This is a genomic window from Streptomyces aurantiacus (assembly GCF_027107535.1).
Lineage (GTDB): Bacteria > Actinomycetota > Actinomycetes > Streptomycetales > Streptomycetaceae > Streptomyces.
The window spans coordinates 4,671,164-4,693,198 of the sequence record NZ_CP114283.1; the positions used below are offsets into that span (position 1 = coordinate 4,671,164).

Annotated in this window: 19 protein-coding genes and 1 pseudogene; 5 read left to right on the forward strand and 15 right to left on the reverse strand. The window is 72.0% G+C overall.

Going from position 1 to position 22,035, the window contains the following annotated elements; translation table 11 throughout:
* Window positions 1-74 precede the first annotated feature (74 nt).
* Together O1Q96_RS22655 and O1Q96_RS22660 are read left to right on the forward strand one after the other, a co-directional pair.
* Complete coding sequence (locus tag O1Q96_RS22655) at window positions 75-887, forward strand: AfsR/SARP family transcriptional regulator (protein ID WP_269249944.1); 813 nt, start codon at window positions 75-77, stop codon at window positions 885-887.
* Between the two features lie 18 nt (window positions 888-905).
* Window positions 906-1,814, forward strand: a complete 909-nt coding sequence (locus O1Q96_RS22660) for a glycosyltransferase (RefSeq protein ID WP_269249945.1) — start codon at window positions 906-908, stop codon at window positions 1,812-1,814.
* Window positions 1,815-2,088: 274 nt separating this feature from the next.
* On the opposite strand, the gene O1Q96_RS22665 is transcribed toward O1Q96_RS22660, so the two are convergent.
* From O1Q96_RS22665 to O1Q96_RS22735, 15 genes are all read right to left on the reverse strand, one after another.
* Window positions 2,089-3,288 carry an acyltransferase family protein gene (locus O1Q96_RS22665; protein ID WP_269249946.1) on the reverse strand — a complete coding sequence of 400 codons (1,200 nt, stop codon included), beginning with the start codon at window positions 3,286-3,288 and terminating at the stop codon, window positions 2,089-2,091.
* 528 nt (window positions 3,289-3,816) lie between these two features.
* On the reverse strand, window positions 3,817-4,695 hold the full coding sequence (locus O1Q96_RS22670; protein ID WP_269249947.1) for an ester cyclase: 879 nt from the start codon (window positions 4,693-4,695) through the stop codon (window positions 3,817-3,819).
* Window positions 4,696-4,734: 39 nt separating this feature from the next.
* Window positions 4,735-5,940, reverse strand: coding sequence for an FAD-dependent monooxygenase (locus tag O1Q96_RS22675; protein WP_269249948.1), 1,206 nt, complete (start codon window positions 5,938-5,940; stop codon window positions 4,735-4,737).
* A gap of 55 nt (window positions 5,941-5,995) precedes the next feature.
* Window positions 5,996-6,991, reverse strand: coding sequence for an aldo/keto reductase (locus O1Q96_RS22680; protein ID WP_269253689.1), 996 nt, complete (start codon window positions 6,989-6,991; stop codon window positions 5,996-5,998).
* A gap of 99 nt (window positions 6,992-7,090) precedes the next feature.
* Window positions 7,091-8,185 (reverse strand): 3-oxoacyl-ACP synthase III family protein, encoded by a 1,095-nt coding sequence (locus O1Q96_RS22685; RefSeq protein ID WP_269249949.1) that lies wholly within the window; start codon window positions 8,183-8,185, stop codon window positions 7,091-7,093.
* Entirely contained in the window at window positions 8,182-10,548 is a 2,367-nt protein-coding gene (locus O1Q96_RS22690; RefSeq protein ID WP_269249950.1) for a beta-ketoacyl-[acyl-carrier-protein] synthase family protein, read from the reverse strand. The genes O1Q96_RS22685 and O1Q96_RS22690 overlap by 4 nt, the downstream gene beginning before the upstream one ends.
* Before the next feature lie 38 nt (window positions 10,549-10,586).
* Window positions 10,587-11,888: a beta-ketoacyl-[acyl-carrier-protein] synthase family protein gene (locus tag O1Q96_RS22695; RefSeq protein WP_269249951.1), complete on the reverse strand. Its 1,302-nt coding sequence runs from the start codon at window positions 11,886-11,888 to the stop codon at window positions 10,587-10,589.
* 29 nt (window positions 11,889-11,917) lie between these two features.
* Complete coding sequence (locus O1Q96_RS22700; protein ID WP_269249952.1) at window positions 11,918-13,189, reverse strand: beta-ketoacyl-[acyl-carrier-protein] synthase family protein; 1,272 nt, start codon at window positions 13,187-13,189, stop codon at window positions 11,918-11,920.
* Between the two features lie 25 nt (window positions 13,190-13,214).
* Window positions 13,215-13,637 (reverse strand): holo-ACP synthase, encoded by a 423-nt coding sequence (gene acpS / locus O1Q96_RS22705; protein WP_269249953.1) that lies wholly within the window; start codon window positions 13,635-13,637, stop codon window positions 13,215-13,217.
* Window positions 13,638-13,695: 58 nt separating this feature from the next.
* Complete coding sequence (locus O1Q96_RS22710; RefSeq protein ID WP_269249954.1) at window positions 13,696-14,109, reverse strand: acyl carrier protein; 414 nt, start codon at window positions 14,107-14,109, stop codon at window positions 13,696-13,698.
* A gap of 71 nt (window positions 14,110-14,180) precedes the next feature.
* A complete protein-coding gene (gene fabD, locus O1Q96_RS22715; RefSeq protein ID WP_269249955.1) occupies window positions 14,181-15,185 on the reverse strand; it encodes an ACP S-malonyltransferase in 1,005 nt (334 codons plus the stop codon).
* Complete coding sequence (locus O1Q96_RS22720) at window positions 15,182-15,421, reverse strand: acyl-CoA carboxylase subunit epsilon (protein WP_269249956.1); 240 nt, start codon at window positions 15,419-15,421, stop codon at window positions 15,182-15,184. The genes fabD and O1Q96_RS22720 overlap by 4 nt, the downstream gene beginning before the upstream one ends.
* Window positions 15,418-17,055 (reverse strand): acyl-CoA carboxylase subunit beta, encoded by a 1,638-nt coding sequence (locus O1Q96_RS22725; protein WP_269249957.1) that lies wholly within the window; start codon window positions 17,053-17,055, stop codon window positions 15,418-15,420. The genes O1Q96_RS22720 and O1Q96_RS22725 overlap by 4 nt, the downstream gene beginning before the upstream one ends.
* A gap of 120 nt (window positions 17,056-17,175) precedes the next feature.
* The gene (locus O1Q96_RS22730) at window positions 17,176-19,056 is read right to left on the reverse strand and encodes an AfsR/SARP family transcriptional regulator (RefSeq protein WP_269249958.1); all 1,881 of its coding nucleotides are present in this window, start codon (window positions 19,054-19,056) and stop codon (window positions 17,176-17,178) included.
* Window positions 19,057-19,237: 181 nt separating this feature from the next.
* The gene (locus O1Q96_RS22735) at window positions 19,238-19,771 is read right to left on the reverse strand and encodes a DUF6879 family protein (RefSeq protein WP_269249959.1); all 534 of its coding nucleotides are present in this window, start codon (window positions 19,769-19,771) and stop codon (window positions 19,238-19,240) included.
* Window positions 19,772-19,986: 215 nt separating this feature from the next.
* Between O1Q96_RS22735 and O1Q96_RS22740 the strand changes: the two genes are divergently transcribed.
* From O1Q96_RS22740 to O1Q96_RS22750, 3 genes and pseudogenes are all read left to right on the forward strand, one after another.
* Window positions 19,987-20,295 (forward strand): helix-turn-helix domain-containing protein, encoded by a 309-nt coding sequence (locus O1Q96_RS22740; protein WP_269249960.1) that lies wholly within the window; start codon window positions 19,987-19,989, stop codon window positions 20,293-20,295.
* Window positions 20,295-21,842 carry a helix-turn-helix domain-containing protein gene (locus O1Q96_RS22745; RefSeq protein WP_269249961.1) on the forward strand — a complete coding sequence of 516 codons (1,548 nt, stop codon included), beginning with the start codon at window positions 20,295-20,297 and terminating at the stop codon, window positions 21,840-21,842. Before O1Q96_RS22740 ends, O1Q96_RS22745 begins: the two co-directional genes overlap by 1 nt.
* A gap of 97 nt (window positions 21,843-21,939) precedes the next feature.
* Window positions 21,940-22,035: pseudogene (locus O1Q96_RS22750) on the forward strand (transcriptional regulator); the annotation flags it as partial.

Here is a 22,035-nt window from a genome sequence, read left to right on the forward strand (position 1 = left end):
GGAGCGACGCACTGTCCGCGTGAGGCGGCCGCGTGGGAGGTTCGAGGTCCGATGAAGAGACAAAGGGGGGCCGCATGCGAGTCTTCGTTCTGGGGTCGTTGGACGCCGAGCTGAAGGGCGTTCCGATCCTGCCCACAGCGGCGAAGCCGCGGCAGATCCTGGCACTGCTTGCCATCTACGCGAACCAGGTGCTGCCGGTTTCCGCACTGATGGAGGAGATCTGGGGTGACGCCCCGCCGCGCAGCGCGCTCACCACGCTGCAGACCTACATCCTCCAGCTCCGGCGCTGCATGGAGAAGGCGCTGGACGGAGAGCCCGGCGGCTCCAAGGAACTGCTGCTGACCCGGCACGGGGGCTATCTCCTGCACACCGAGCCGGGCAGCATCGACGCGCACGAGCACGACCGGCTGTCCGCCCTCGGCCAGCGCGCCTTCGACCGCGGTGAGCACCAGCAGGCCGCGGACCTGTTCAGGGAGGCCCTCGGCCTGTGGCGGGGCCCGGCCCTGGTCGACGTACGCACCGGGCCGCTGCTCGCGATCGAGGCGATGCGGCTGGAGGAGAGCCGTCTTGGTCTGCTGGAGCGGCGCATCGACGTCGAGCTCCGGCTCGGCCGTCACGCCGAACTGCTCACCGAGCTCACCACGCTCACCGCCCGGCACCCGCTGCACGAGGGCCTGCACGCCCAGTCCATGGTGGCCTTCTACCGGGCAGGGCGCCCCTCCGCGTCGCTCGATGTCTTCCAGAATCTGCGGACCCGTCTCGTGGAGGAGCTGGGCATCGAGCCGTCACAGCGGCTGCAGTATCTGCAGCGGGCGGTGCTCGGAAGCGATCCGGCACTGGACGCCGACGCCGGGACGGGGCGGGTGCTGGACCGCTTCGCCAGGTGACTGTCCAGGGAGGCAGCTGTGCGTGTGCTCTTCTCGGCGGGCCTCGGCATGTCGGCGGCACTGCGCCTGGTGCTGCTCGCGAGGGAACTGCAGGCGGCCGGGCACGAGGTCCGTTTCTCCTGTCCGGCCCGGGCCCGCCACCGTGTGGTCCGGGCCGGCCTCGTCCCGGTGCTGGCCGCTCCGAGGCAGTTCAGCCGGGCCTGGCGGCCCGACCTGGTGATCCATGATCCGCTGTGCCCCGACTCCGCTGCCATGGCGGCCGAGTCCGGGGTGCCGACCGTCGGCTATCTTCCCTATGCGCACCCGCCGTTGTCGCCGCTGCCGGCCGTCTGGATCGACCCCTGCCCGCCGCTGCTGCGGGAACGGCCGGAGCCCGGCGCCTGGCCCGTGCGCTGCGACGCCTACGAACTGCCCGGACAGCCGGAGCCCTGGCTCACCGAGCTGTCGCTGATTCCGCGCGTCTGTATCACCGGGGTGCCGACCGGGAACCGGCCCGAGGACCGGCGCCGCGCACAGCTCTTCCGCCGTGTCGCCGAGGGTGTCGAAAGCCTGGGCCTGCAACTCCTCGTACTGACAGGCGACGACCACCCCTGGAGCGTGGTGCTGCAGGGCAGCGTCGTCGTCGTGCACGGCGGGGACGAAGGGATCGTGTACGCGGCCGCCCGGTTCGGAGTCTCCCAGCTGGTGCTGCCGGCGGGGGAGGCGGAGCAGCGGGCGGGCAAGCGCCTGGAGCAGGCGGGCATCGGCCGCTGCCTGACCGGCGACGAACTGGCGGGCACCCCCAGCATGCTGCGGCTGCGTTTCCACATCGCCGAGCTGGTCAACGGGGGCCGTGTGCTGCCCGCGGCCGCGCAACTGGGCCAGGCCATCGCCCGTATGCCACCGCCCGCCGAACTCGTCCCGGGTATCGAGGCCCTGGTGCGCTGACGCGGAGGAATGCGGGGGAGCAGGGGGACTGGTGCCGGCCGTGTGACCGTCCGGCCGGCGCCCGGGGCAACGTGTGGGGTGACGGCGGCCGGCTCCGCGGCCCCGTGCACCGGCCGGCGCCGCTTCATCAGCGCCGCCGCCAGGACCGTCGCTGCAGGAGGCCGCGTCCGAGGCTGTTCTTCGACAGCGGCGGCGCGCCGCTCCTCGGGAGTGGCGCGCCGCCGTGGTCGTGGTGCCCGGCCGGCTCTGTGCCGGCCCGGTGTCTGACAGGTGCTCAGGCGTCCGCCTTCGCACGTGCCGTGCGCCGCGAGCGGCTGAACCGGCGTACGAGCGGGACCTCGACCAGCCGGTGGAGCAGCCAGGACAGCACCACCGTGCCGACGGCCGCGCCGACCAGCAGGGAGATGCCCACCGTGTTGGAGTACATCTCCGTGCCGAGTTGCTTGCGCAGCCAGGCCAGCACGATGTAGTGCAGCAGGTAGAAGGCGAAGGAGATCTCGCCCAGCCAGATCATCGTGCGGTTGCGGAACAGGGTGAAGCGGCCCTCGATGTCCGCGGTCGCCGCGGCCGCGATCAGCAGCACGATCGGGATGATCATGGTGGCGCGCTGCCCGTAGAGGGCGGGCACGTGGTAGGTGAGCCAGTACCCGCCGGCCAGCAGCACGAACGACGGGATCATGCCGATGTTGCGCCAGCGCCCGTGCTTGACCGCGAGGGCGACCAGGATGCCGAGGGCGAAGTCGACCATGCGGACCGGGGGCAGCACATAGTTGAACCAGTACGCGGTGGCGGGGAGGTCCTGGCCGCTGGGCACCAGCGGGGTCTTGGGGAACGCCGCGTACGCCAGCGCCGGGGTGGCCCACACCGCGGCGATCGCCCCGGTGATCCAGTACTTCAGGTGGCGGGGGTCGATGCGCCGCAGGACGGCCAGCAGCAGCGGGAAGCTCAGGTAGAAGACCGCCTCCACGCCCAGCGACCAACTCGGCGGGTCCACACTGAAGTTGGTGTAGTACTCGGGCGTCCACACCTGGACCATGAAGAGGTTGGTGATGGCGATCCGGGTGGAGGTGAAGTCACTGGCGAACAGCACCATCGCAAGGACCCAGGCGATGACGTAGTTCGGGTAGACCTTGACGAACCTGCGCCGCCAGAACCCCGTCGTGGTGTCCTTGTCCCGCGCCGACCAGGTCAGGACGAAGCCGCTGAGCACGAAGAAGAACGACACCCCGAGCCCGCCGGCCGGGTCGAACCAGCGGAACAGCTGGAACTCGGTACGGTCGTCGGCCAGCAGCCGCAGCGACGGTATCGGGATGGAGGCGTGGTAGACGAACACGGACAGTGCGGCGAGGAACCGCAGGCCGGTCAGGGACGGCAGCCGGGAGATCGGGGCACGCTTCGGCTCGGCGGCCTGAGCGGCACCCGGACTGCTTTTTCCGGCCGGCGGGGAGCCGGACAGTACTTGGTCAGTGGCCATGGGACTTCCATTCTCGGGTGAGGTCCGGCATCGATCTGGTCCTTCAGGGGGGCGAGGCCGGCGCTGTCGAGCGGACGGGGTGACTCGGCGGGACGTTCACGCCTGTCGTCGGGTGCTGCTCCTCGAACGGGAGCAGCAGCCTCTTTGTACAGTCACCCGGTCGTGGCTCACTCGAGGGTTGTTGACGGGCTGAACCGGTCCGGCCGGCGCCGGGCCGCACCCGTACGGCCCCGGCCGTGTGACCGCCGGGGAAGGGGGCCCCGGCACGGGAGAGCGGCACGAGGCCGGCGGAAGCGGAGCGGGAAAGCGAAGCGGGAAAAGGAGCGGGAAAAAGGGGACGGGCCCGTGCCGCCGGGGGAATTCACGGCGCGGGCCCGTCGGTCTGGACGCCCCTGCGGGCGGGTTCCCCGGCCGGCGTGCGGCGCCCGTGCGGTGAGCGGGATCCCGCTGGGCGGCCGGGGGAGGACCCCAGTCTGCCGACCGGGCCTGGAAAGCGGCTCGAACGCGGGTCGGCAGACGGTGCACCGGTCAGCGGGATCCGTCCGGCCGGTCCGGGGTGAGCCGCGGCGGCGCCGTCCAGGCGTGACCGGCCGACTCGTAGGGGGTGGTCCCGGCCCAGGGGTCCTCGCCGTGGATGTCGAGGATCTGCTCGCGCAGCCACTGGTCGAAGGGGTGCTGCGACTCCGTCCAGCGCTTCCTGGTCCGCTCCGGGTCCGCGGTCTCGAAGTGCACGATCACGTGGTCCTGGTCGGGCCGCGGGTCGATGCGCAGCACCTCGCTGGTGATGCCCAGCCGTCGCCGGGACGCCTCGTACTCGCGCCGGCGCGGCCCCTGCAGCTCGGCGGTGAGCCGGTGCCAGGCCAGCGGCTTGCCGGGCCTGAGCGGCACGGTCCGGGTCACGGACCGGGTCCCTTCCACGGTGGGCCGGCGGCCCTTGCGCGGCGCCAGCATGCGCATGCCGAGCGCGGCGAACATGTTGGACGACACGCCGTGCTCGAAGCGTTCGGCGATCCTGCCCTCCTCGTCGAAGCGCCAGATGACGATGCCGACGGACAGGAACGAACGGCCGGTGGGCGCGATGCCGAGCAGTTCGCCCCGGTGGGTGCCGCGCCAGGTGTTGTGGATGACGACCAGGTCTTCGTGGGCGCTGATGTCCTCGATGGTGACGTGGAAGTCGGGGAACGCCTCACGCAGCCCGGCGATGGTGTACTTCACGCCCTCGGCGCCCTCGGGCGCGCCGGGCAGGCCCGCGTGGTCGACGATGTCCGGGCGGTAGAGCTCGTCCACGACCGAGGCGTCGCCCTGGTTGACGAACTCGGTGAAGACGCGCCGGATGGTCGCCTTGTTTCGTTCCTCGGCGCTTTCCCACAGTGTTCGCGCCAGGTTGGTGGTGGCCGCAGTGGTCACAACAGCAGTCCTCTCGTCGTGGGCGGGTACGGGCGCATTTCAGGCTGCGGTGGCGGCGGCGGAGTTCCACCGCGTGCCGTAGGCGACGTGGTCACGTTCGGTGGACTGGAAGGTCTTGTTCCAGGTGAGTCCCATCACCCGGTCGCGCAGCCAGACGGCGGCCGGGTTGTGCAGGGAGCCGAGCACACCGATGCGGTGGGCCAGCAGCTGCATGGGGCGGGTGCGCTCCTGGCGCTCGGCCTCGTAGGCGCGCAGGGCCTGGTGGACGGTGACACCGGGCGAGACGAGGTGTCCGGCCAGGACGAGGCCGTCCTCGATGGCCTGGCAGGCGCCCTGCCCGATGTTGAAGCTCATGGCGTGCGCGGCGTCGCCCAGGAGGGTGACCCGGCCCCGTCCCCAGACGGCGTCGGGTTTGCGGTCCCAGACGTCGCCGCGCAGGATGCTCTCCGGCACGGTGGCGTCCAGGATCTGCCGCACCGGGCCGCTCCAGCCGGCGTGCCGGGCGCGCAGCATGTCCAGGGTCTGCTCGGGCGTGCCCTCGTCGCGGCCGCCGGCGGGGCCGTCGGCGACGCTCATCCAGTGCATGACGCCGGGGGCGATGTCGTAGTACGTGAAGCGGGTCCCCGGCCCGAACAGGGCCTTGAAGGTGCCGGGCGGGAACTGGCCGGGGCTCATCTCGGCGTGGCCGCGCCAGGCGATGTAGCCGGTGTAGTCGGGAGGCTGGGGGCCGAGCAGCTGGGCGCGGACGGCGGAGCGGACGCCGTCGGCGCCGATCAGCAGGTCGCCGTCCTCGGAGGTGCCGTCGGCGAAGTGGAGGCTCACCCCGTCGAGGTGTTCGGTGTAGCCGGTGACCTCGGCGTCGGTGACGACGGGCGCGCGCACGGCGTCACGCAGGATGCCGTGCAGGTCCGAGCGGCCGATGGCGACCGTGGGCTGCCCGTAGCGCTCGACGAACTGGCCCACCGGCCACATGCCGATGGGCCGGCCGGTCGAGGTCGCGAAGTGGCACTCGGACTGGGCGGGGGCGATCGCGGCGACCTGGTCGGCGACGCCCAGATGGGCCAGGGCGAGCATGCCGTTGGTCCAGATGTGCAGTCCGGCGCCGCCGTCGCGCAGGGCGGGCGCGCGTTCGAAGACGACGGCGTCGATGCCCTGCTGCTGCAGGGCCAGGGCGGTGGCGATGCCGCCGATCCCGCCGCCGGCGATGAGAACGCGGCGTATGGGGCGAGGCGTTGGGGCGGACATGTCTTTCTCCCGGGGGATCGGAACGGATGACGCAGAAGGAGGCGAGGGAGGCGGGTCAGCGGGTCAGCGAGGCCATCTCCGCGTCGGGATAGCGGTTTCCGGCGGTGATGCCGTACGGGGCGATGGTGTCGATCGCCGCCAGGACGTCGGGGGACAGCTCGAGGCCGGCCGCGGAGACGTTCTCCTCGAGGTAGGTGCGCCGCTTGGTGCCGGGGATGGCGACGACGTCCTCGCCGCGGGAGAGCACCCAGGCGAGCGCGAGCCGCACGACGGTGGTGTCGGCCGCGGCGGCGAGATTGCTGAGCTGGTCGACGACGGGCAGGTTCCGGCGGATGTTCTCGTCCTTGAAACGCGGGGCGATGCGCCGGAAGTCGAGGCCCTCGGGAATGTCGGAGGTGTCGCGGATCGTGCCGGTCAAAAACCCGCGGCCGAGCGGGCTGTAGGCCACGAATCCGATACCCAGCTCCCGCACGGTCTCCAGCACGCCGTTGACCTCGACGTCCCGGGTGAACAGCGAGTACTCGGTCTGTACGGCGGTCAGCGGATGCACCGCGTGAGCACGCCGGATGGTCGCCGGCCCGGCTTCGGAGATCCCCAGGTGCTTCACGAGCCCGGCCTCGACGAGTTCGGCGAGCGCGCCGAAGCTCTCCTCCACGGGGACGTCGGGGTCGACCCGGTGCAGGTAGTAGAGGTCGAGGTGGTCGGTGCCCAGACGGCGCAGGGTGCCCTCGATCGACCGGCGGATGTAGTCGGGGCGGCCGTTGACCCGCCACGTCAGCCGGCCGTCGGGGCCGATCTCGTTGCCCACCTTGGAGGCGAGGACCACCTGGTCGCGGCGCCCGGCGACGGCACGGCCGATCAGCTCCTCGTTGGTGTGCGGGCCGTACATGTCGGCGGTGTCCAGCAAAGTGACACCGAGCTCCAGTGCCCGGTCGATGGTGGCCAGCGCCTCGGTCTCGTCCGCATCGCCGTAGCCGAACGTCATGCCCATGCAGCCCAGGCCCTGGGCCGGGACGTCCAGTCCGGGCGTCCCCAGCGTGCGGTGCTTGATTGCCACGTGATGCCTCCAGAAGCTGCGCCTCGTCCACGAGGCGACTCGAGATGAGATGAACAAAGAACACGCGAGATGACGTGGTGGAGCAGGGGGTGTTCAGGCCGGCGGCGGTGCCTGCCAGGTCAGCGACAGGCCGGTGTAGACGTACCGGCTGGCCTCGATGCCGAGCAGCACGATCCGGTCGCCGGGCCGGATGCGCCCCGAGGTCCAGCCCGCGTCCAGCGACAGCGGCACCGCGGCCGAACCGGTGGCTCCCACCTCGGCCAGGTTCTCCACGATCCGCCCCTCGAGCGCCTGGATGTCCTCGGCGGACAGCCCGGCGGCCCCGAACTCGTCGGCGAAGTAGTCGGCGTTGCCCTCCGGCAGCACGATCGCGTCGAACTCCCCGAGCGCCCGGCCGTCCTTGCGGGCCATCTCCTGGATCGCCCGGACGAACACCTGCGGCCCGAACGTGGTCGTGCCGGCCACGTCGATCTTCATCTGGATCAGCTGGCGCCGGCGCAGCTGCTCCGCCTGCGGCACGTCCGTACCGCCCCCGATGATCTCCATGCCGGGCTTGCGCAGGCCCCCCACGCACGCGTTGACGAAGGCGAAGTTGTCCGCTGACGCCTCTGCGGGCTCGGCCCGCATCACCACGGCCCCCGCCCCGTCACCGAACGTGTACAGCGTCAGCCGGTCCCGCATCCGCACGCGCTCCGGGTCCTTGCCCAGGAAGTGCGGTGCCAGCACCGGCGATCCGGCCTCGCTGCCCACCACGAGGGCGGTGCGCGCCGTCCCGTCGGACAGCTGCCGCCGGGCCAGGTCCAGCGCCTGCACCCAGCCCGCGCAGGCCCCGCGGATCTCGATCGCGGCCACGCTCTCCAGCCCCAAATAGTGCTGCAGGGTGGTGGCGACATTGGGCAGGGTGTACTCCGGCGTCGCCGTGCACACCACGATCAGGTCGAGCTCGCCGGGCTCCACCCCGGCCCGTTCCAGGGCCTGGCGGGAGGCACGCTCGGCCATCCGGCTGTTGTTGATGCGGTGCTCGCCCGTGACCGGGTCGATCATCCAGTACCGGGTCTTGACCTGGATGCCCTCGAGGATGTCGTCCGGCACCGGCCCGACGAACTTCTCCAGCGTGGCGTTGTCCAGCGGCTCGCCGGGCACATAGGCGCCGGTGGACAGGATCTTCACGTCGTACGCGGTGGTCATCGGCCGGACTCCGTTACGGGCAGGGGGGCGGGGGACAGGACGAGCGAGGTGTGGGTGCCGCCGAGGGACGAGCTGTTGATCAGGACCGGGCGGCGGGTCCCGGCCTGCCGCCAGGCGCCGACGGCCAGGACCGCCGACAGGTGGGCACCCGCGCCGATCGGCTCGCCGAGCACCCGCTTGGGAGTCTCGAACCGCACCCGGTCCAGATCGAACACCCGCTCCGCGGCGGCCTGTTCGGGACGGTCGGCGGCAGCCAGACCCGCCGCGTTCGCCCAGAGGGCAGAGATGTCGTGCGGCCGGAGCCCGGTACGGTCCAGGGCCGCGCGCATCGCCCGCTCCACGCCGTCACCGGACGGGTCCCAGCGGCCGATGCCGCAGGCGTCCGACGCGCTCGCATGCCCCAGGACCACGGCGTGGATGGGGGCGCCGCGCCGCTGCGCACTGGAGCGGCGCTCAAGGACCAGCGCGATACCGGCCTCGGCGAGCGTGTACCGGCGCCCGGCCGCCGAACCGAACAGCGGGATGCTGCGGTACGCCTCCAGCACGGCCGGCGAGAACGCCTCCACCGCCGGCACCAGCAGCCGCTCGGCACGCCCGGCACGCAGCATGTCGTACGCGACACCCAGCGCGGCAGCACCCGCCGCGTGCCCCGAAGTCAGCGTCGACGTCGGCCCCTTGGTGCCCAGAGCCATCGCGACATGGCCGGCCGCGCCGTTGAACACGGTGTTCGGGAACACGCCCGGGTTCGCGGCCCGTGCGCCCTCCGACAGCACCGGGACGGTGAAGCGTTCGCTGCTCTCCATCGGCCCGATCCCGGTGCCGAGCACCACCCCGGTCGCGGCCACCGCAGCCTCGTCGCCGTCCGCCCCCGCGGCGGCCAGGGCGGCCCGGCAGGAGGCGACGGCGAGCTGGGAGACCTTGTCCATCCGCCGGCGCTCCCGTGCGGTGCCGGCGGCCGAGCGGTCGAACTCCGCCCGGGCCAGGCGCAGTCCGTCTTCTGCCACCCCCTGCCGGCGCCCGCCCGCATAGGCGTCCCAGAGCGCCTCGGCCCCCTCGCCGGCCGAGGTGATCACGCCGAACCCGGTCACCACGATCTCGTCCGGGCCGATCCCCGACGCCGGCGCTCCGGGCCCGCCGGGGCGGGCGAAGGCGAGGGTGGCGTTGGCACCGGCGAACCCGAAGTTGTTGGACAGCGCGGTGTCGAGGACCATCGGGCGGCCCGTCCCCGCCACCGGGTCGAGACCGCACTGCGGATCAAGACCGGCACAGGTCGCGGTCGGCGGCGCCACCTGGTCGCGCAGGGCCAGCACCGTGACGATGCCCTCCACCGCACCGGCCGCGCCGAGCAGATGGCCGATCATCGACTTGGTGCTGGACAGGGCGGTCCTCTCGGCCGCCGCGCCGAGCGCGGCACGCACCGCGTTGCTCTCCGCGGAGTCGTTCTTCGGAGTGCCGGTGCCGTGCCCGTTGACGTACCGGATGTCGTCGGGGACCAGTCCCGAGGAGGCAAGGGCCGCACGGATCGCCCGGGCCGCTCCCTCACCCTCGGGGTGCGGCGCCGTCGGGTGGTAGCCGTCGGCGGACAGGCCGTAGCCGAGCAGCTCGGCGATGACCGGCGCACCGGTGCGCTCGGCCGTCTGCCGCGACAGCAGCAGGAGCATCCCGCTGCCCTCGCCCAGGGACAGACCGCACCGGTCCTTGGAGTAGGGGGCGGCCGGTTCCGGGGAGAGCGACCACAGGCTGCTGAACCCGGCGAACGCCGACTCGGTGAAGGCATCACTGCCGCCGACGAGCATCGCGTCGGCCGCCCCCGACCGGATCACCTCCAGGGCGTGGGCGAGCGCATGCGCGCTGGAGGCACAGGCGGTGTTGACGCTCAGTGCCGGGCCCTTGAGGCCGAAGGCCGCCGACAGCACCTCCGCGCCGGCGTGCGGCGGCACGTAGGTGTAGCGGTGCCAGTCGGGCGCGTGGCCCTCCTGCACCTGGCGCAGGGCCAGTTCGGCACTGCGCCAGCCGGCGTGGCAGGTGGCGTACGCGACGCCCCAGCGCTCGGCCGGGATGTCCGCGCCGACCCGGAGCCCGGAGGAGGCCATGGCCTCCTCGGCGGCGGTCAGCGCGAAGTCGAGGGACAGATCACGGGTGTCGGAGCCCGGCGCGTAGTCGTAACCCGGCTTGCAGGGTTCGGTGACCTCGCCGCCCACGCTCGTCTGGTACTGGTCCATGGGCAGGCGGCGCACGGGCGCGATCGCCACCTGTCCCGCGCGCACCCCCTCCCACAGGGCCTCGGCCGAACCGCCGTGCGGGGTGATCGCACCCACTGCGGCGATCACGACGCCGACGGCCGGATCAGGAACGTCAGTCATGCCTCTGCTTCCTTCTGTGGACGGGGCTGCTCGGCCGCTCACACGGGCCTGGCCAGGGTCAGCGCCACGGCCTGCCCCTCGATGCCCCGGGCCAGCGCCATCGCATGCGAGGGCCTGGACTCCCGGGCACTGCCGCGGACATGGTCCAGGGCGCACACCGGGTCGGGGTTGTCGAGGTTGAGCGTCGCGGGCACCACACCGTGGTGCAGGGCCAGCGCGGCCACGGCGGCGTTCAGCGCACCGCCGCCGCCCACCAGGTGGCCGGTCTGCGGCTTGGGCGTGCTGACCGGCACCGACCGGGCGGCCGTACCCAGCGCGGTACGCAGGGCGACGGCCTCACCGGCGTCCCCCAGACGGGTCCCGGAGCCGTCCGAGGCGATGTAGCCGAGGTCGCCGGCGGCCAGCCGGGCGTCCTCGAGCGAGCGCCGCACCGCCCGGGCCAGACCGCGGCCCTCGGGGTCCGCCGCCGGCGGCGTCCGGGCGTCGTGGCCGGCGCCGTAGCCGGTCACCTCGGCATAGATGCGGGCGCCGCGCCGCAGTGCCGCCTGCTTCTCCTCCAGCACCAGCAGCGCGGCCCCTTCGCCGGGCAGCCCGCCGCTGCGGTCCCGGTCGTAGGGCCGGTAGGCCCCCTGTCCCCGGTCGTTACGGGTGCTCAGGATGCCCAGCCGGTCCAGCAGCGTCATCGACCACCAGCTGGTGGCGTCGTCGTAGCCGCCCGCGATCGCCACGTCCGCGTCCCCGCGGCGCACCGCACGCATGGCCCGGCCGATCGCGGTGGCACCCGCGTCCGCGTAGCCCGCGAAGAAGGTGCTGGAACCCCGGATGCCGTAGGTCTGCGAGATGTTGAACACCGCGCCGGCCGGCAGCCCTTCGACGAAGAACAAGGGCGGCATGATGACGTCGCCGCGCCGGGCGAGGTGTTCCATGTCGGCGGTGCCGTCCGGGCGGCGGATGACCTTCAGCTCGTCGATGAGCTGCTCCATGCGGCCCAGCGACTTGTTGCCGCCGAGATACAGGCCGGCCCGGTGGCCGAGTTCGTCGCCGCCGGCCTGGTTGTGCGGCAGGCCCGCGTCGTCGAGGGCGAGCCGGGCGGCGGCCAGCGCGAGGCGGTCCCCGCGGTTGACGGTGCGCAGCTGGCGCCTGGTGGCGAACCGGGTGGCGTCGAAGTCGGCGATCTCGCCGCCGAGCCGGGTCTGCAGCGGCTGCGGGTCGTAGGCCCGGATCGGGCCGATCCCGCACTCGCCGGCCACCAGCGCCTTCCAGTTGGCCTCGGGGCCTTCGCCCAGCGCGGTCAGCAGGCCGATGCCACTGACGACGACCTGGCGTCCGGTGCCGCTCATCGGCGCTCCTGCGTGTCGCTGTCGGGTCGTCATCGCTTCTCCTCGTAGCGGCCCACGACCAGCCCGACGTTGGTGCCGCCGAAGGCGAAGGCGTTGACGAGGGCGTGCCGTACCTCCTGCCTGCGTGCCGTGTTCGGCACGAAGTCGAGGCCGAGCCGGCGGTCGGGCGTCTCCTGGTTGATGGTCGGCGGCACGACGCCGTGGTTGATCGCACCGATCGCGGTGAACAGGCTCAACGCCGCGGACGCCGCGGTGAGATGACCGGTCATCGACTTCGGCGAGCTGATCAGCAGCCGGTCCGCGGCGTCACCGAACACCTTCTTGATCGCGGTGGTCTCCGACAGGTCGTTGCCCGGGGTGCTGGTGCCGTGCGCCACGACGTAGTCGATGTCGGCCGGCTCGAGGCCGGCATCCGCGATCGACGCCTCGATGGACTCGATGGCACCGCTGCCGTCCGGCGGCGAGTCGGTCATCCGCCAGGCGTTCAGGCTGGTGCCGTACCCCAGGAGTTCGGCGAGAATGTGCGCCCCGCGGTCCCGGGCCGCCTCCAGCTCCTCCAGGACGAGGACGACACCGCCCTCCCCGAGGACGAACCCGGAGCGCTTGTCGTCGAAGGGCCGGCTGGCTTGCTGCGGAGCGTCGTTGTAGTCCTTCGTCAGCGCCCCCAGCAGGCCGAAGCACAGCACATCGAGCCACGTCGTCAGCGAGTCGTAGCCGCCCGCGAGCATCAGCGTGGCATCGCCCTCCTGCAGGCTGCGGAAGGCCTCCCCGACAGCGTGCCCGGAGGCCGAGCAGGCGGTGGACACACCCAGCATCGGGCCGGTCGCATCCAGCATCCGGGCCATCGCTGCGGAGGCGATGTTCTGGCTGTAGGCCAGAGCGTCGGAGGGCGCGTAGACGGAGAACGCGTCGTCCCGGCCGGTCCGCTCGCGCAGCGCCCCGACATCCACCAGCCACTGCAGGTCCGGCCGGTCCACACACGCGCCCATGGCCACACCCATGTCCGCGCCGTCGTACGTCTTCTTGTCCACCCCCGCGTCGCGCAGCGCCTCCCACGCCGCGCCCACACCGAAGGTGCCCGGCCGCAGCAGATGGCGCAGGCCGACCGAGCCGGGGACCGCGTCGTCGAGCCTAAAGCCCTTGACCTCACCGGCGATCGTCACGTCGAAACCGGTGGTGTCGATCGTCGTCAGCCGGCCGACTCCGCTGCGCCCTGCGGCCAGTGCCTGCCACGTGCTCGGCGCGTCGTTGCCCAGCGGCGTGACGGCGCCCACCCCGGTGACGACCACCCTGCGGCTCATCGCGGCGCCTCCGTCTCGTCAGGCCTCATGCCGTTCGTCTCCTTCGGTCGTTGTGTGTGGCGGCGGCTGGTGCGGTGTGCGGCGCCGCGGACTGGCACACCATGACGGCGTGTGCGACGGCAAGACCTCCGCTGTGGCTCAGGGAGAGGTCGATGTAGTACATGCCGAGGGACTGGGCAACCGCTTCGACCTCGCCGTACAGCCGCACGTGGGGCCGTCCGGCGCGGTCGTTGACGACCTCGACGTCCGTCCACTCCATGCGCGGGCCCATGCCGGTCCCGAGGCTTTTCAGCACGGCCTCCTTGGCGGCCCACCGGCCGGCGAGGTGCTCACCGACCCGCTTGCGCCGGTAGCAGTAGGCCAGCTCGCGAGCGGTGAACACCCGCTCCCGCAGCTCTGGTTGGGAGATCATCAGCTCCTCTACGCGAGAGACCTCGGCCAGATCCATGCCGGTCCGCACCCGCAGCGGCGGCGCGGGGCCGTCCGGTGACCGCCCCGCGCCCCGCTCACGCCGCGGCCGCGGCGAGGGCGGCACGCTCGGTCACCAGATCCGTCAGGTTCTGCACGGTGAACAGGGACAGCACCTCGTCCGCCGTGAGCTTGCCGGCCAGTGCCTGCACGTCGATCTGCGGCAGCGACTTCTTCAGCTGGGCCAGCCCGACCTCGTTGATGATGTCGTCAGCGTCGGCGAACTCCTCGTCGGGTATCCCGCCCTGGAGCAGCTCGGCGATGTCCGACACCTTGATCTTCACGTCCGCCGCCTTCTCGATGCGGAACAGGACGTCCAGCAGGTCGATGGACTCGGCGTCCAGATCGCCCAGCAGCGTGGCCTCGGGCACGGCCTCCTCGACATCTATGCCGAGCGCGTCGGCGACCGCTTCCTGGACGATGGTGCCGAAGCCTTTACCGTCGTACGACATGTGTCCTTTACCCTTCGTGGAATTGCTGGAGATGGACAGAGCGGGTGGTGCGGTCGGCGGTTGCTGCGGTGTCACGACGCCACCGGCTCCTGCCGCCTCTCCGGGGTCACTTCGGCGTGCAGCGCCGTGAGCCGGCGCGGGTCTCCGGTGGAGCGGGTGCGGGCCTGACCGAGGGTGCGGCGGGCGAGCCCGCTCAGCACCCGGCCGGGGCCGATCTCGGTGTACGCGTCCACCGGGCGCCGGGCGGCCGTGTGCAGCACCTCGACCCAGCGGACGGGTCCGGTGAGCTGACGCCGCAGCAGTTGCCTGGCCTCCTCGCCCGAGCGGACATGAGCGCCGGAGACCGAACTGATCACCGGCAGCACGGGGTCGGCGAACGCGTGGGCGGCGAGCGCCTCGGTGAACTCCTCCACCACCGGCGCCATCAGCGAGCAGTGGAAGGGCGCCCCCACGTCCAGCGGCACCACCTGGTCGGCGCCGGCGGCCAGCGCCGCCTTGCCGGCCACCTCGACGGCGTACGCGTGCCCCGAGATGACCGTCTGCAGCGGCTCGTTGTAGTTCGCGACCTGCACCAGACCCAGCCCCAGGCCCTCGGCGCTGCCGCAGGCGGCCAGCACCTGGGCCGCGGGCAGGCCCAGTACGGCCGCCATCGCGCCGGGCACCTCGCGGGCCACCTCGCCCATCAGCGCCCCGCGCAGCCGCACCAGTTGCAGGGCCGACTCCAGGGACAGCACCCCGGCGGCCACCAGCGCCGGGTACTCACCCAGGCTGTGGCCCGCGGCCGCCGCCGGCCGGTAGCCGGCGGACCGCAGCACTTCCCACACGGCGAGGCTGGTGGCGGCGATCGCGGGCTGGGTGATCTCGGTACGGCCGAGCTCCTGGGCACTGCCGCTCACACAGATCCGCGACAGCGGCAGACCCAGGATCTCGTCGGCCCGGTCGAACAGCCGCCGGGCCAGGGGATAGGTGTCGAGGAGGTGCCGGGCCATGCCGGGCCGCTGCGACCCCTGCCCGGGGAACATGGCCAGGCAGCCGGTCGTCGCAGCGACGCTGCCGGGTCCGGTCCAACCGGTCATCGGGTACTCCTTTCGTGGGTCGGTGCGGGGGTGCGCTGCCAGCCGGCCGCGTCCGGTGCGTCGGGCTGCGGGGGGTGCCAGTCGGCCGGCCGGCCCCAGCGGCCCCTGGCGGGCGGCGGATCCGGCTCGCCGGCGTTGCCGCGCAACGCGGCGAACACGGCCACCAGCCCCGCCAGTTCCTCCGGCGTGGGGTTGCCCCGCAGCACCCTCAGCGAGACGGCCTCCGGCGCGCTCACAGCGGCTCGTTGCCGTGCTTGCGGACGGGCTGCCGGGACCGCTTGGTGCGCAGCATGTCCAGGGACTTGATCAGCACCCGCCGGGTGTCCGCCGGGTCGATGACGTCGTCGACGTGTCCGCGCTGCGCGGCGACGAAGGGGTTCATCAGCTGCTCGGTGTATTCGGCGACCAGCTCCCGGCGCAGCTTCTCCGGCTCCGCCGCCGTGCTCAGCTGCCGGCGGAAGATGATGTTGGCCGCGCCGTCGGCGCCCATCACGGCCGTCTGGTTGGACGGCCAGGCGAACGACAGGTCGGAGCCGATCGACTTGGAGTCCATGACGATGTACGCGCCGCCGAACGCCTTGCGCAGGATCACCTGCACCCGCGGCACGGTCGCCTCGCAGTACGCGTACAGGAGCTTCGCGCCGCGCCGGATGATCGCGTTGTGCTCCTGGTCGGTGCCGGGCATGAACCCCGGCACGTCGACCAGCGTCACGAGCGGGATGTTGAACGCGTCGCAGGTGCGCACGAACCGGGCGGCCTTCTCCGAGGAGTCGATGTCCAGCACCCCCGCCATGGCGGCGGGCTGATTGCCCACCACACCGACCGTGTGGCCGTCCAGGCGGGCCAGGGCACACACGATGTTCGGCGCCCAGCTCTCCTGGATCTCCAGGTAGTTGCCGTCGTCGACGATGTGACCGATGACCGTTCTGATGTCGTACGGCGTCCGGTCGTCGACCGGCACCACCCGCAGCAGTTCCTCACAGCGCCGGTTCGGATCGTCCAGGGGCCGGGTGTACGGCGCCGTCTCGGCGTTGTTCGACGGCAGATAGGAGAGCAGTTCCCGGATGCCCTCGAAGCAGGACTCCTCGTCCGGGGCCACGAAACTCGCCACACCGGTGCGGGTGCCGTGGGTGTACGCGCCGCCGAGCTCCTCGTGCGTGACCTTCTCACCGGTCACCGCGTGCACCACGTCGGGCCCGGTGATGAACATGTTGGCCATGCCCTCGACCATGAACGTGAAGTCGGTCAGCGCCGGCGAGTAGACGGCGCCGCCCGCGCAGGAGCCGAGCACGACACTGATCTGCGGCACCACACCCGAGGCCCGGACGTTACGGGCGAAGAGCTTGCCGAAGCCGGCCAGGGCATCGATGCCCTCCTGGATCCGTGCACCGCCGCCGTCGTTGAGGCCGATGACCGGGGCACCGACGGAGTCGGCGAAGTCGAGCAGCTGGTGGATCTTCGCGGCGAACGTCGCGCCCAGCGCGCCGCCGCGGATCCGGGCGTCGTGAGCGAACACGAAGACCGTACGGCCGTCGACCTCGCCCCAGCCCGTGATCACCCCGTCGCCCTCGGGATGCGAGTCCTCCATGCCGAAGCCCACCGCCCGGTGCTCGGCGAACAGCCCCAGCTCGGTGAACGTGCCCGGGTCGATCAGCGCCTCGATGCGCTGGCGGGCCAGCAGCTTGCCCTTGGAGAGATGGCGGGCATCGGCTTCCGGGTCGTGCCCGAAGTGGGCCTGCGCCCTGCGGATGGTGAGATCGTCGGCCAGTTCGGTCATCGTGGATGCGCGCACCGGTGTCGGTGGCCGCGGTTCCGTGTCGGTCCTGCCGAAGTCCGGCAGTACGGCCTGGGGAGTGTCCGGAGGCGTCATTGCGGTCCCACTCCTTCCTGCCCTGTCGCGTAGGTGGCTTCGGAAATGACTCTCCGCCACCGGGATGGGCGCGGGACTGGAGTGCGTCTTGACCGCGGGTGTATCCCCAGGTGGGCTGCGCTAGATGGACAGACGGACGGCTTCCTCCAGGGCGCCCGCCCGGCCCGAGTCCAGCTCCTGGGCGAAACTGCGCTGCAGGCCGTCCAGCCGGTAGCGGGTGGGCAGGTCCGCCGCCGCGGGCTCGGCCACACTCAGGAAGTGGGCCTCCACCAGCTGCTCACAGGCGTCCTCGACGGTGGCGAAGTCCTTGCCGAGCACCGGGCAGGCCAGATGGGCGTCGAACTCGGGCACCGGCAGATGGGCCAGACAGCGAAGCGCCTCACGGGCATCCTCGGGCAGCGCGTTGTACGACGCCGTGAAACTGGCCCGCACACTCAGCGAACTGTGCGCCAGCTCGTCCAGCCGCCGGCCCTCGTCACTGAGCCGCTCCGCATAGCGGCCCAGCGACCAGTGGGGACGGGTGTTGAGCCGTGCGGCCGCGGCACGCAGGGCAAGAGGCAGACCCCCGCAGTACCGTGCGATCGCGGCCGCCGCGACCGGCTCCCGGTTGACCCGCTCGGGGCCCAGCAACCGCGCCAGCAGCCGCACACTGTGACCGTGCGGCAGATCCGGCAGCTGCAGCACACGGGCGCCGAGCGGCGCACTGAGCCGGACCCTGCTGGTGATCAGCACCGCGGTGTCCGCACTGCCCGGCAGCAGCGGCTGCACCTGCTCGTCATCGACCGCGTCGTCCAGGGTGAGCAGCAGATGGCGCCCGGCCAGCGCCAGCCGGTACACCTCGGCACGCTCATCCGGGTCGGCCGGAAGCCGGTCGGGATCCGTACCCAGCACCCGCAGCAGCCGGCCCAGCACCGCGTGCGGGTCCGCCGGCCGGGCACCGTTGCCCCGCAGCGCCGCGTACAACTGCCCGTCGGGAAAAGCGGACTGCAGCCGGTGCCCCAGGCGCACGGCCAGTGCCGTCTTGCCGACACCGCCGCCGCCCACCAGCACGGCCGCCGGCGGCTGCGAGCCGGTGGGCTGGGTCAGGGTCCGCTGGATCACCTCGAGTTCCCGTTCACGCCCCGTGAAGTCGGGCAGGTCGAGCGGGAGCATCTGCGGAGTGGGCTGGGGGCGGGCCACAACCTGGAACGAGCCGACGCCGTGCGTGACGGCGCCCTGCGGGTCGCCGCCGCGCTCGGGCAGCGGCACGGGATCGGCCGCCTCCCCCCGCAGGATCGTCTCGTACAGCCGCTGCAGCCGCCGCGACGGATCCGTGCCGAGCTCCTTGGCGATCAGCCGGCGCATCGACTGGTAGTACTCCAGGGCATCGACGCTGCGCCCCTCCAGGTAGAGCGCGAGCATCAGACGCTCGCACAGCTGCTCGGAGAGCGGATCGGTCAGCAGCGCCGCGCGCAGCTCCGAGAGGACGGCGCCGGGACGCTCCAGACGGATCTCGGCGTCCGCCCACTGACTGAGCGCCTCGTGGTGCAGCTGCCGCAGCGTCTCCCTCAGCCGGGCCGCCCAGTCGCTCTGCATACCGCCGAGTGCGTCACCCCGCCACATGTGCAGCGCCTGCTGCAGCAGCATGCTGCGCTCCTGGTCGCCGAGGCCCTCGTGCTGGGCGCTCTTGAGCAGCCGGCGAAACCGCACCAGGTCCACCGTGCCGGGATCGGCCGAAACCTGATAGCCGGCCGGGGTCCGGACCAGACCGACCGGCTCGGGCAGCCCGGCCGAAGCGAAGGCCAGCGCCCGGCGCAACCGGGTGATGTAGGTGTGCACGACGTTGCGGACCCCCGCGGGCGGCCGGTCGCCCCACACCCGGTCGACAAGGGACTCCAGCGGCACCGGCCGTTCCGGATCGACCAGCAGGATGCCGAGGATGCTGCGTTGCCGTGCGGGGCCGAGATCGGCCAGAGCGCTGCCCGTCCAGAGTTCTATCGATCCCAGTATCCGGAGCTCCATCGAAGATCACCCGTATCCCTTCAGTGTCCGGAAACTAACTCCGCCCGGTGCAGCGCCCCTTGATTTCCGCTCTGCCGCACCGGCCCCGGCCGGCGGACAACGCGCGTCACCCGCCCCGCGAGCGACTCCACGGTGGCGGGTGACGGATGCTGCGTATCGGGCTTCGGGCGGGGCGGCGGACTCAGAGGGCCGCCGGCTCCTTGCGCTGCGGGGTGTAGTCGGCGTGGTCGACGGCGCGTTCCCAGACCGCCTCGAACGCCTCCTTGCACCGGCGGATCAGCTTGGGGTCCTCGGAGAACTCGTGCGGGCCCCAGGAGCCGTCGCCGTGGAAGTTCGTCCAGCGCAGCAGCGTGTCGTCGAACACCCAGAAGTCGTTGCCCGGCAGCAGCAGTTCCGAGGCCCGCTGCCGCGGCAGCCAGCGCACCTTCTCGCCGGCGGGCACGTTGACGATCGTGGTGGTCTCCCACTCGTACTGGATGAAGTCGGTCACCGGCTCGGACACGATCCGCGCGCGCCGCCAGTCGATGCCGCGCTTGACCGCTTCCTGCACCAGCTCGACCCAGTCGGTGTGCCGGTCGTACTCGATCGGGAGGCCCTTTTGCCAGTCGACGAAGACCGGGCCCTTGGGGGTGTAGATGTCACGCATCTCCAGGTGCACGGCGGAGTGCTTGGACTGCGCGATCAGTTCGGCGAAGGCCGGGAAGTTGCTCGACATGCGAATCTCCAATCCGAGAACAGATCAGGCCCCGGCTGAGTCGTCGAACGACTGTGTGGAGCCGATTCCAGGCCTTGCCCCCCAGTTGAGCGCTCCGGCCTAGAACCGGGCTCGAGGACCGCTCCGGCAGCAGCCGCACGGCCCTGCGCGCTCACCGGACCAGAGGTATGCGTTTGACGCATTTTCAATGCGTCAAGCGTGATAGAATGAGCTTTATGAGTATGGCTCTTGAAGGGCTGGTGCGGTCAGCTGTTGCCACGCTGCTGCACGCGACGGGCGAGTCGCAGACCGACCTCGCGGCCGCGCTGGGTGTGAGTCAGGCGCAGGTGAGCCGGCGTCAGTCCGGGACCGCCGCGTGGAGCCTGTCCGACTGTGACGCGGTCGCCGCGCACTACGGCATCTCCGTGCACGATCTGGTGGCCGGTCCGACCCGGGCCGCCGAAGCCCTCCCCGAGGAACGCCGTCGCGTGCCCGGCCGCCCGATCACCGGTGTCCGCTCCGCGGGCGCGGACGGGGGAGCGTGATGACGGACTTCGGGGCGATCGACGCGCTGCTCGCCGCGGCCAAGAAGGAAGTCCCGCTGCCGCCCGCAGCCGAGCGGCGCTCACTGCGTGAAGGGCTGCATCTCTCGCGGGCCCAGCTCGCGCAGGCTCTGGGGGTCGGCCCGTCCACGGTCGGGGGCTGGGAGTCCGGACGGGACCCCGCTGGTGAAGTACGGGAGAAGTACGCGTACTTCCTCGAGGGAGCCCGCGCGAAGCTGGCCGCCGACGCGGCCGCCGGCAGTGAGCTCGGGGACGGCGAGCCGGCGGACGCCGGGCAGAGCGCCGGCCCCCACGCCGTCGACGGTGACGACGACGTCCTGGCCGACCCGCAGCCGTGTGTGCTGTGCGGGCAGCCCGCCCGGCACCAGGTGGAGGGATTCCCGCAGCACCTGGACCCTGCCGAGTGCGGCACGGCCGGCCCCGCGCAGCCGCCGGAGCCCGCACCCCTGGCCGGGCCACAGCAACCGCCGCCCGCCGAGAAGCCGCTCCCTGCCGTGAAGCCGGGCAGGGTGTCCGGTGTGAAGGTGGTGCCGGTGGGCCGCCGGGCGCAGGCGGCCTCCGAGACTCCGGACCTGATCGGCGCCGCGGTCGCGGCCGCGCTCGCCGACCACGCCGGCGACGTCGAAGCCGCGACAGCCGCGTTGGTGAAGCGGGCGATCCCGGACGCGATGGCTTTGCTGGACCACACCCGCAAGGGCGGCCGCTACGACGTCGTCGCCCACCCGTGGCTGCCCGACATCCTGCGCAAGCAAAGTGCCCGCGGCGCCGACCACGTCTGGGAGGCCCGCCCGAAATGGACGCGCCCCGAACTGCCCACCGGCCGGCACGAGGTGACCGCCCTCGACATCAACGGCGCCTACCTGTCCGCCCTGAAGACCCACCTGCCGCTCGGCCAGCTCGAACACACCACCGGCAACCACCACGACCGCCGCCGCGCCGGCCTGCACCTGATCACCCCGCCCGTGTGGGAGCACGAGGCGGTGCTGCCGAACCCGGTCGGCAACCGCGACGAGCCGGGCCCCCTGTGGGTCACCGAGCCCACCCTGCGCCTCCTGCTGCGCCTGTCCGGCCCGAAGCACGGCCTGTGCGACCCGCCCGAGATCCACGAGTCCTGGACGTCCGGGGCGACCGAGGGCCTGCTGGAGAAGTTCCGCATCGCACTGAAGGACGCCCGGGACCGGGCCATCGCCGAGGACGACACGGTCACCCTGGAGTACGTGAAGGCGATGTACTCCAAGTTCGTGTCCACGCTGGGGGAGTCGAACTACAACCGGGAGCTCTACCGCACCGACTGGATGCACCTCATCCGCTCCCAGGCCTTCGCGAACCTGTGGTGGAAGGCCCACCGTGCCTACGACGAGGGCCTGATGGTGGTCCGCGCGATGGGCACCGACGAACTCCACGTCACCGGCGACTGGCACGCGGTGTTCCCCGAAGGCCGCGGCGTCACCGAAGTGAAGGTCAAAGACACCTACACCGTCAGCGCCGGCCCCAGCGCAACCGCTGAGCCCTCTGACGGCGCTTCCTGACGCCGTCCACCTGTCCCGGGTGTCACATACCCACGCCAGGACATGGGATCGGCCCGCACAAGCCCTACAGCGATCACACCGAGAACTGGAAGAGACGATGCCCGAGCGGAGCATCGACTTCGGCAAGTACGGCGCCCACGGCCTCAAAGGCCACGAAGCCGCCGCCCGCCAGCTGGACGCCCTCGCCGGCTAC

Bases quoted from the DNA above. Each gene is read 5' to 3' on its own strand.
- O1Q96_RS22655 (WP_269249944.1), top strand. From the start codon at position 75: ATGCGAGTCTTCGTTCTGGGGTCGTTGGACGCCGAGCTGAAGGGCGTT.
- O1Q96_RS22665 (WP_269249946.1), bottom strand. From the start codon at position 3,288: ATGGCCACTGACCAAGTACTGTCCGGCTCCCCGCCGGCCGGAAAAAGC.
- O1Q96_RS22675 (WP_269249948.1), bottom strand. From the start codon at position 5,940: ATGTCCGCCCCAACGCCTCGCCCCATACGCCGCGTTCTCATCGCCGGC.
- O1Q96_RS22685 (WP_269249949.1), bottom strand. From the start codon at position 8,185: ATGACCACCGCGTACGACGTGAAGATCCTGTCCACCGGCGCCTATGTG.
- O1Q96_RS22690 (WP_269249950.1), bottom strand. From the start codon at position 10,548: ATGACTGACGTTCCTGATCCGGCCGTCGGCGTCGTGATCGCCGCAGTG.
- O1Q96_RS22695 (WP_269249951.1), bottom strand. From the start codon at position 11,888: ATGAGCGGCACCGGACGCCAGGTCGTCGTCAGTGGCATCGGCCTGCTG.
- O1Q96_RS22700 (WP_269249952.1), bottom strand. From the start codon at position 13,189: ATGAGCCGCAGGGTGGTCGTCACCGGGGTGGGCGCCGTCACGCCGCTG.
- acpS (WP_269249953.1), bottom strand. From the start codon at position 13,637: ATGGATCTGGCCGAGGTCTCTCGCGTAGAGGAGCTGATGATCTCCCAA.
- O1Q96_RS22710 (WP_269249954.1), bottom strand. From the start codon at position 14,109: ATGTCGTACGACGGTAAAGGCTTCGGCACCATCGTCCAGGAAGCGGTC.
- fabD (WP_269249955.1), bottom strand. From the start codon at position 15,185: ATGACCGGTTGGACCGGACCCGGCAGCGTCGCTGCGACGACCGGCTGC.
- O1Q96_RS22725 (WP_269249957.1), bottom strand. From the start codon at position 17,055: ATGACGCCTCCGGACACTCCCCAGGCCGTACTGCCGGACTTCGGCAGG.
- O1Q96_RS22730 (WP_269249958.1), bottom strand. From the start codon at position 19,056: ATGGAGCTCCGGATACTGGGATCGATAGAACTCTGGACGGGCAGCGCT.
- O1Q96_RS22735 (WP_269249959.1), bottom strand. From the start codon at position 19,771: ATGTCGAGCAACTTCCCGGCCTTCGCCGAACTGATCGCGCAGTCCAAG.
- O1Q96_RS22740 (WP_269249960.1), top strand. From the start codon at position 19,987: ATGAGTATGGCTCTTGAAGGGCTGGTGCGGTCAGCTGTTGCCACGCTG.
- O1Q96_RS22745 (WP_269249961.1), top strand. From the start codon at position 20,295: ATGACGGACTTCGGGGCGATCGACGCGCTGCTCGCCGCGGCCAAGAAG.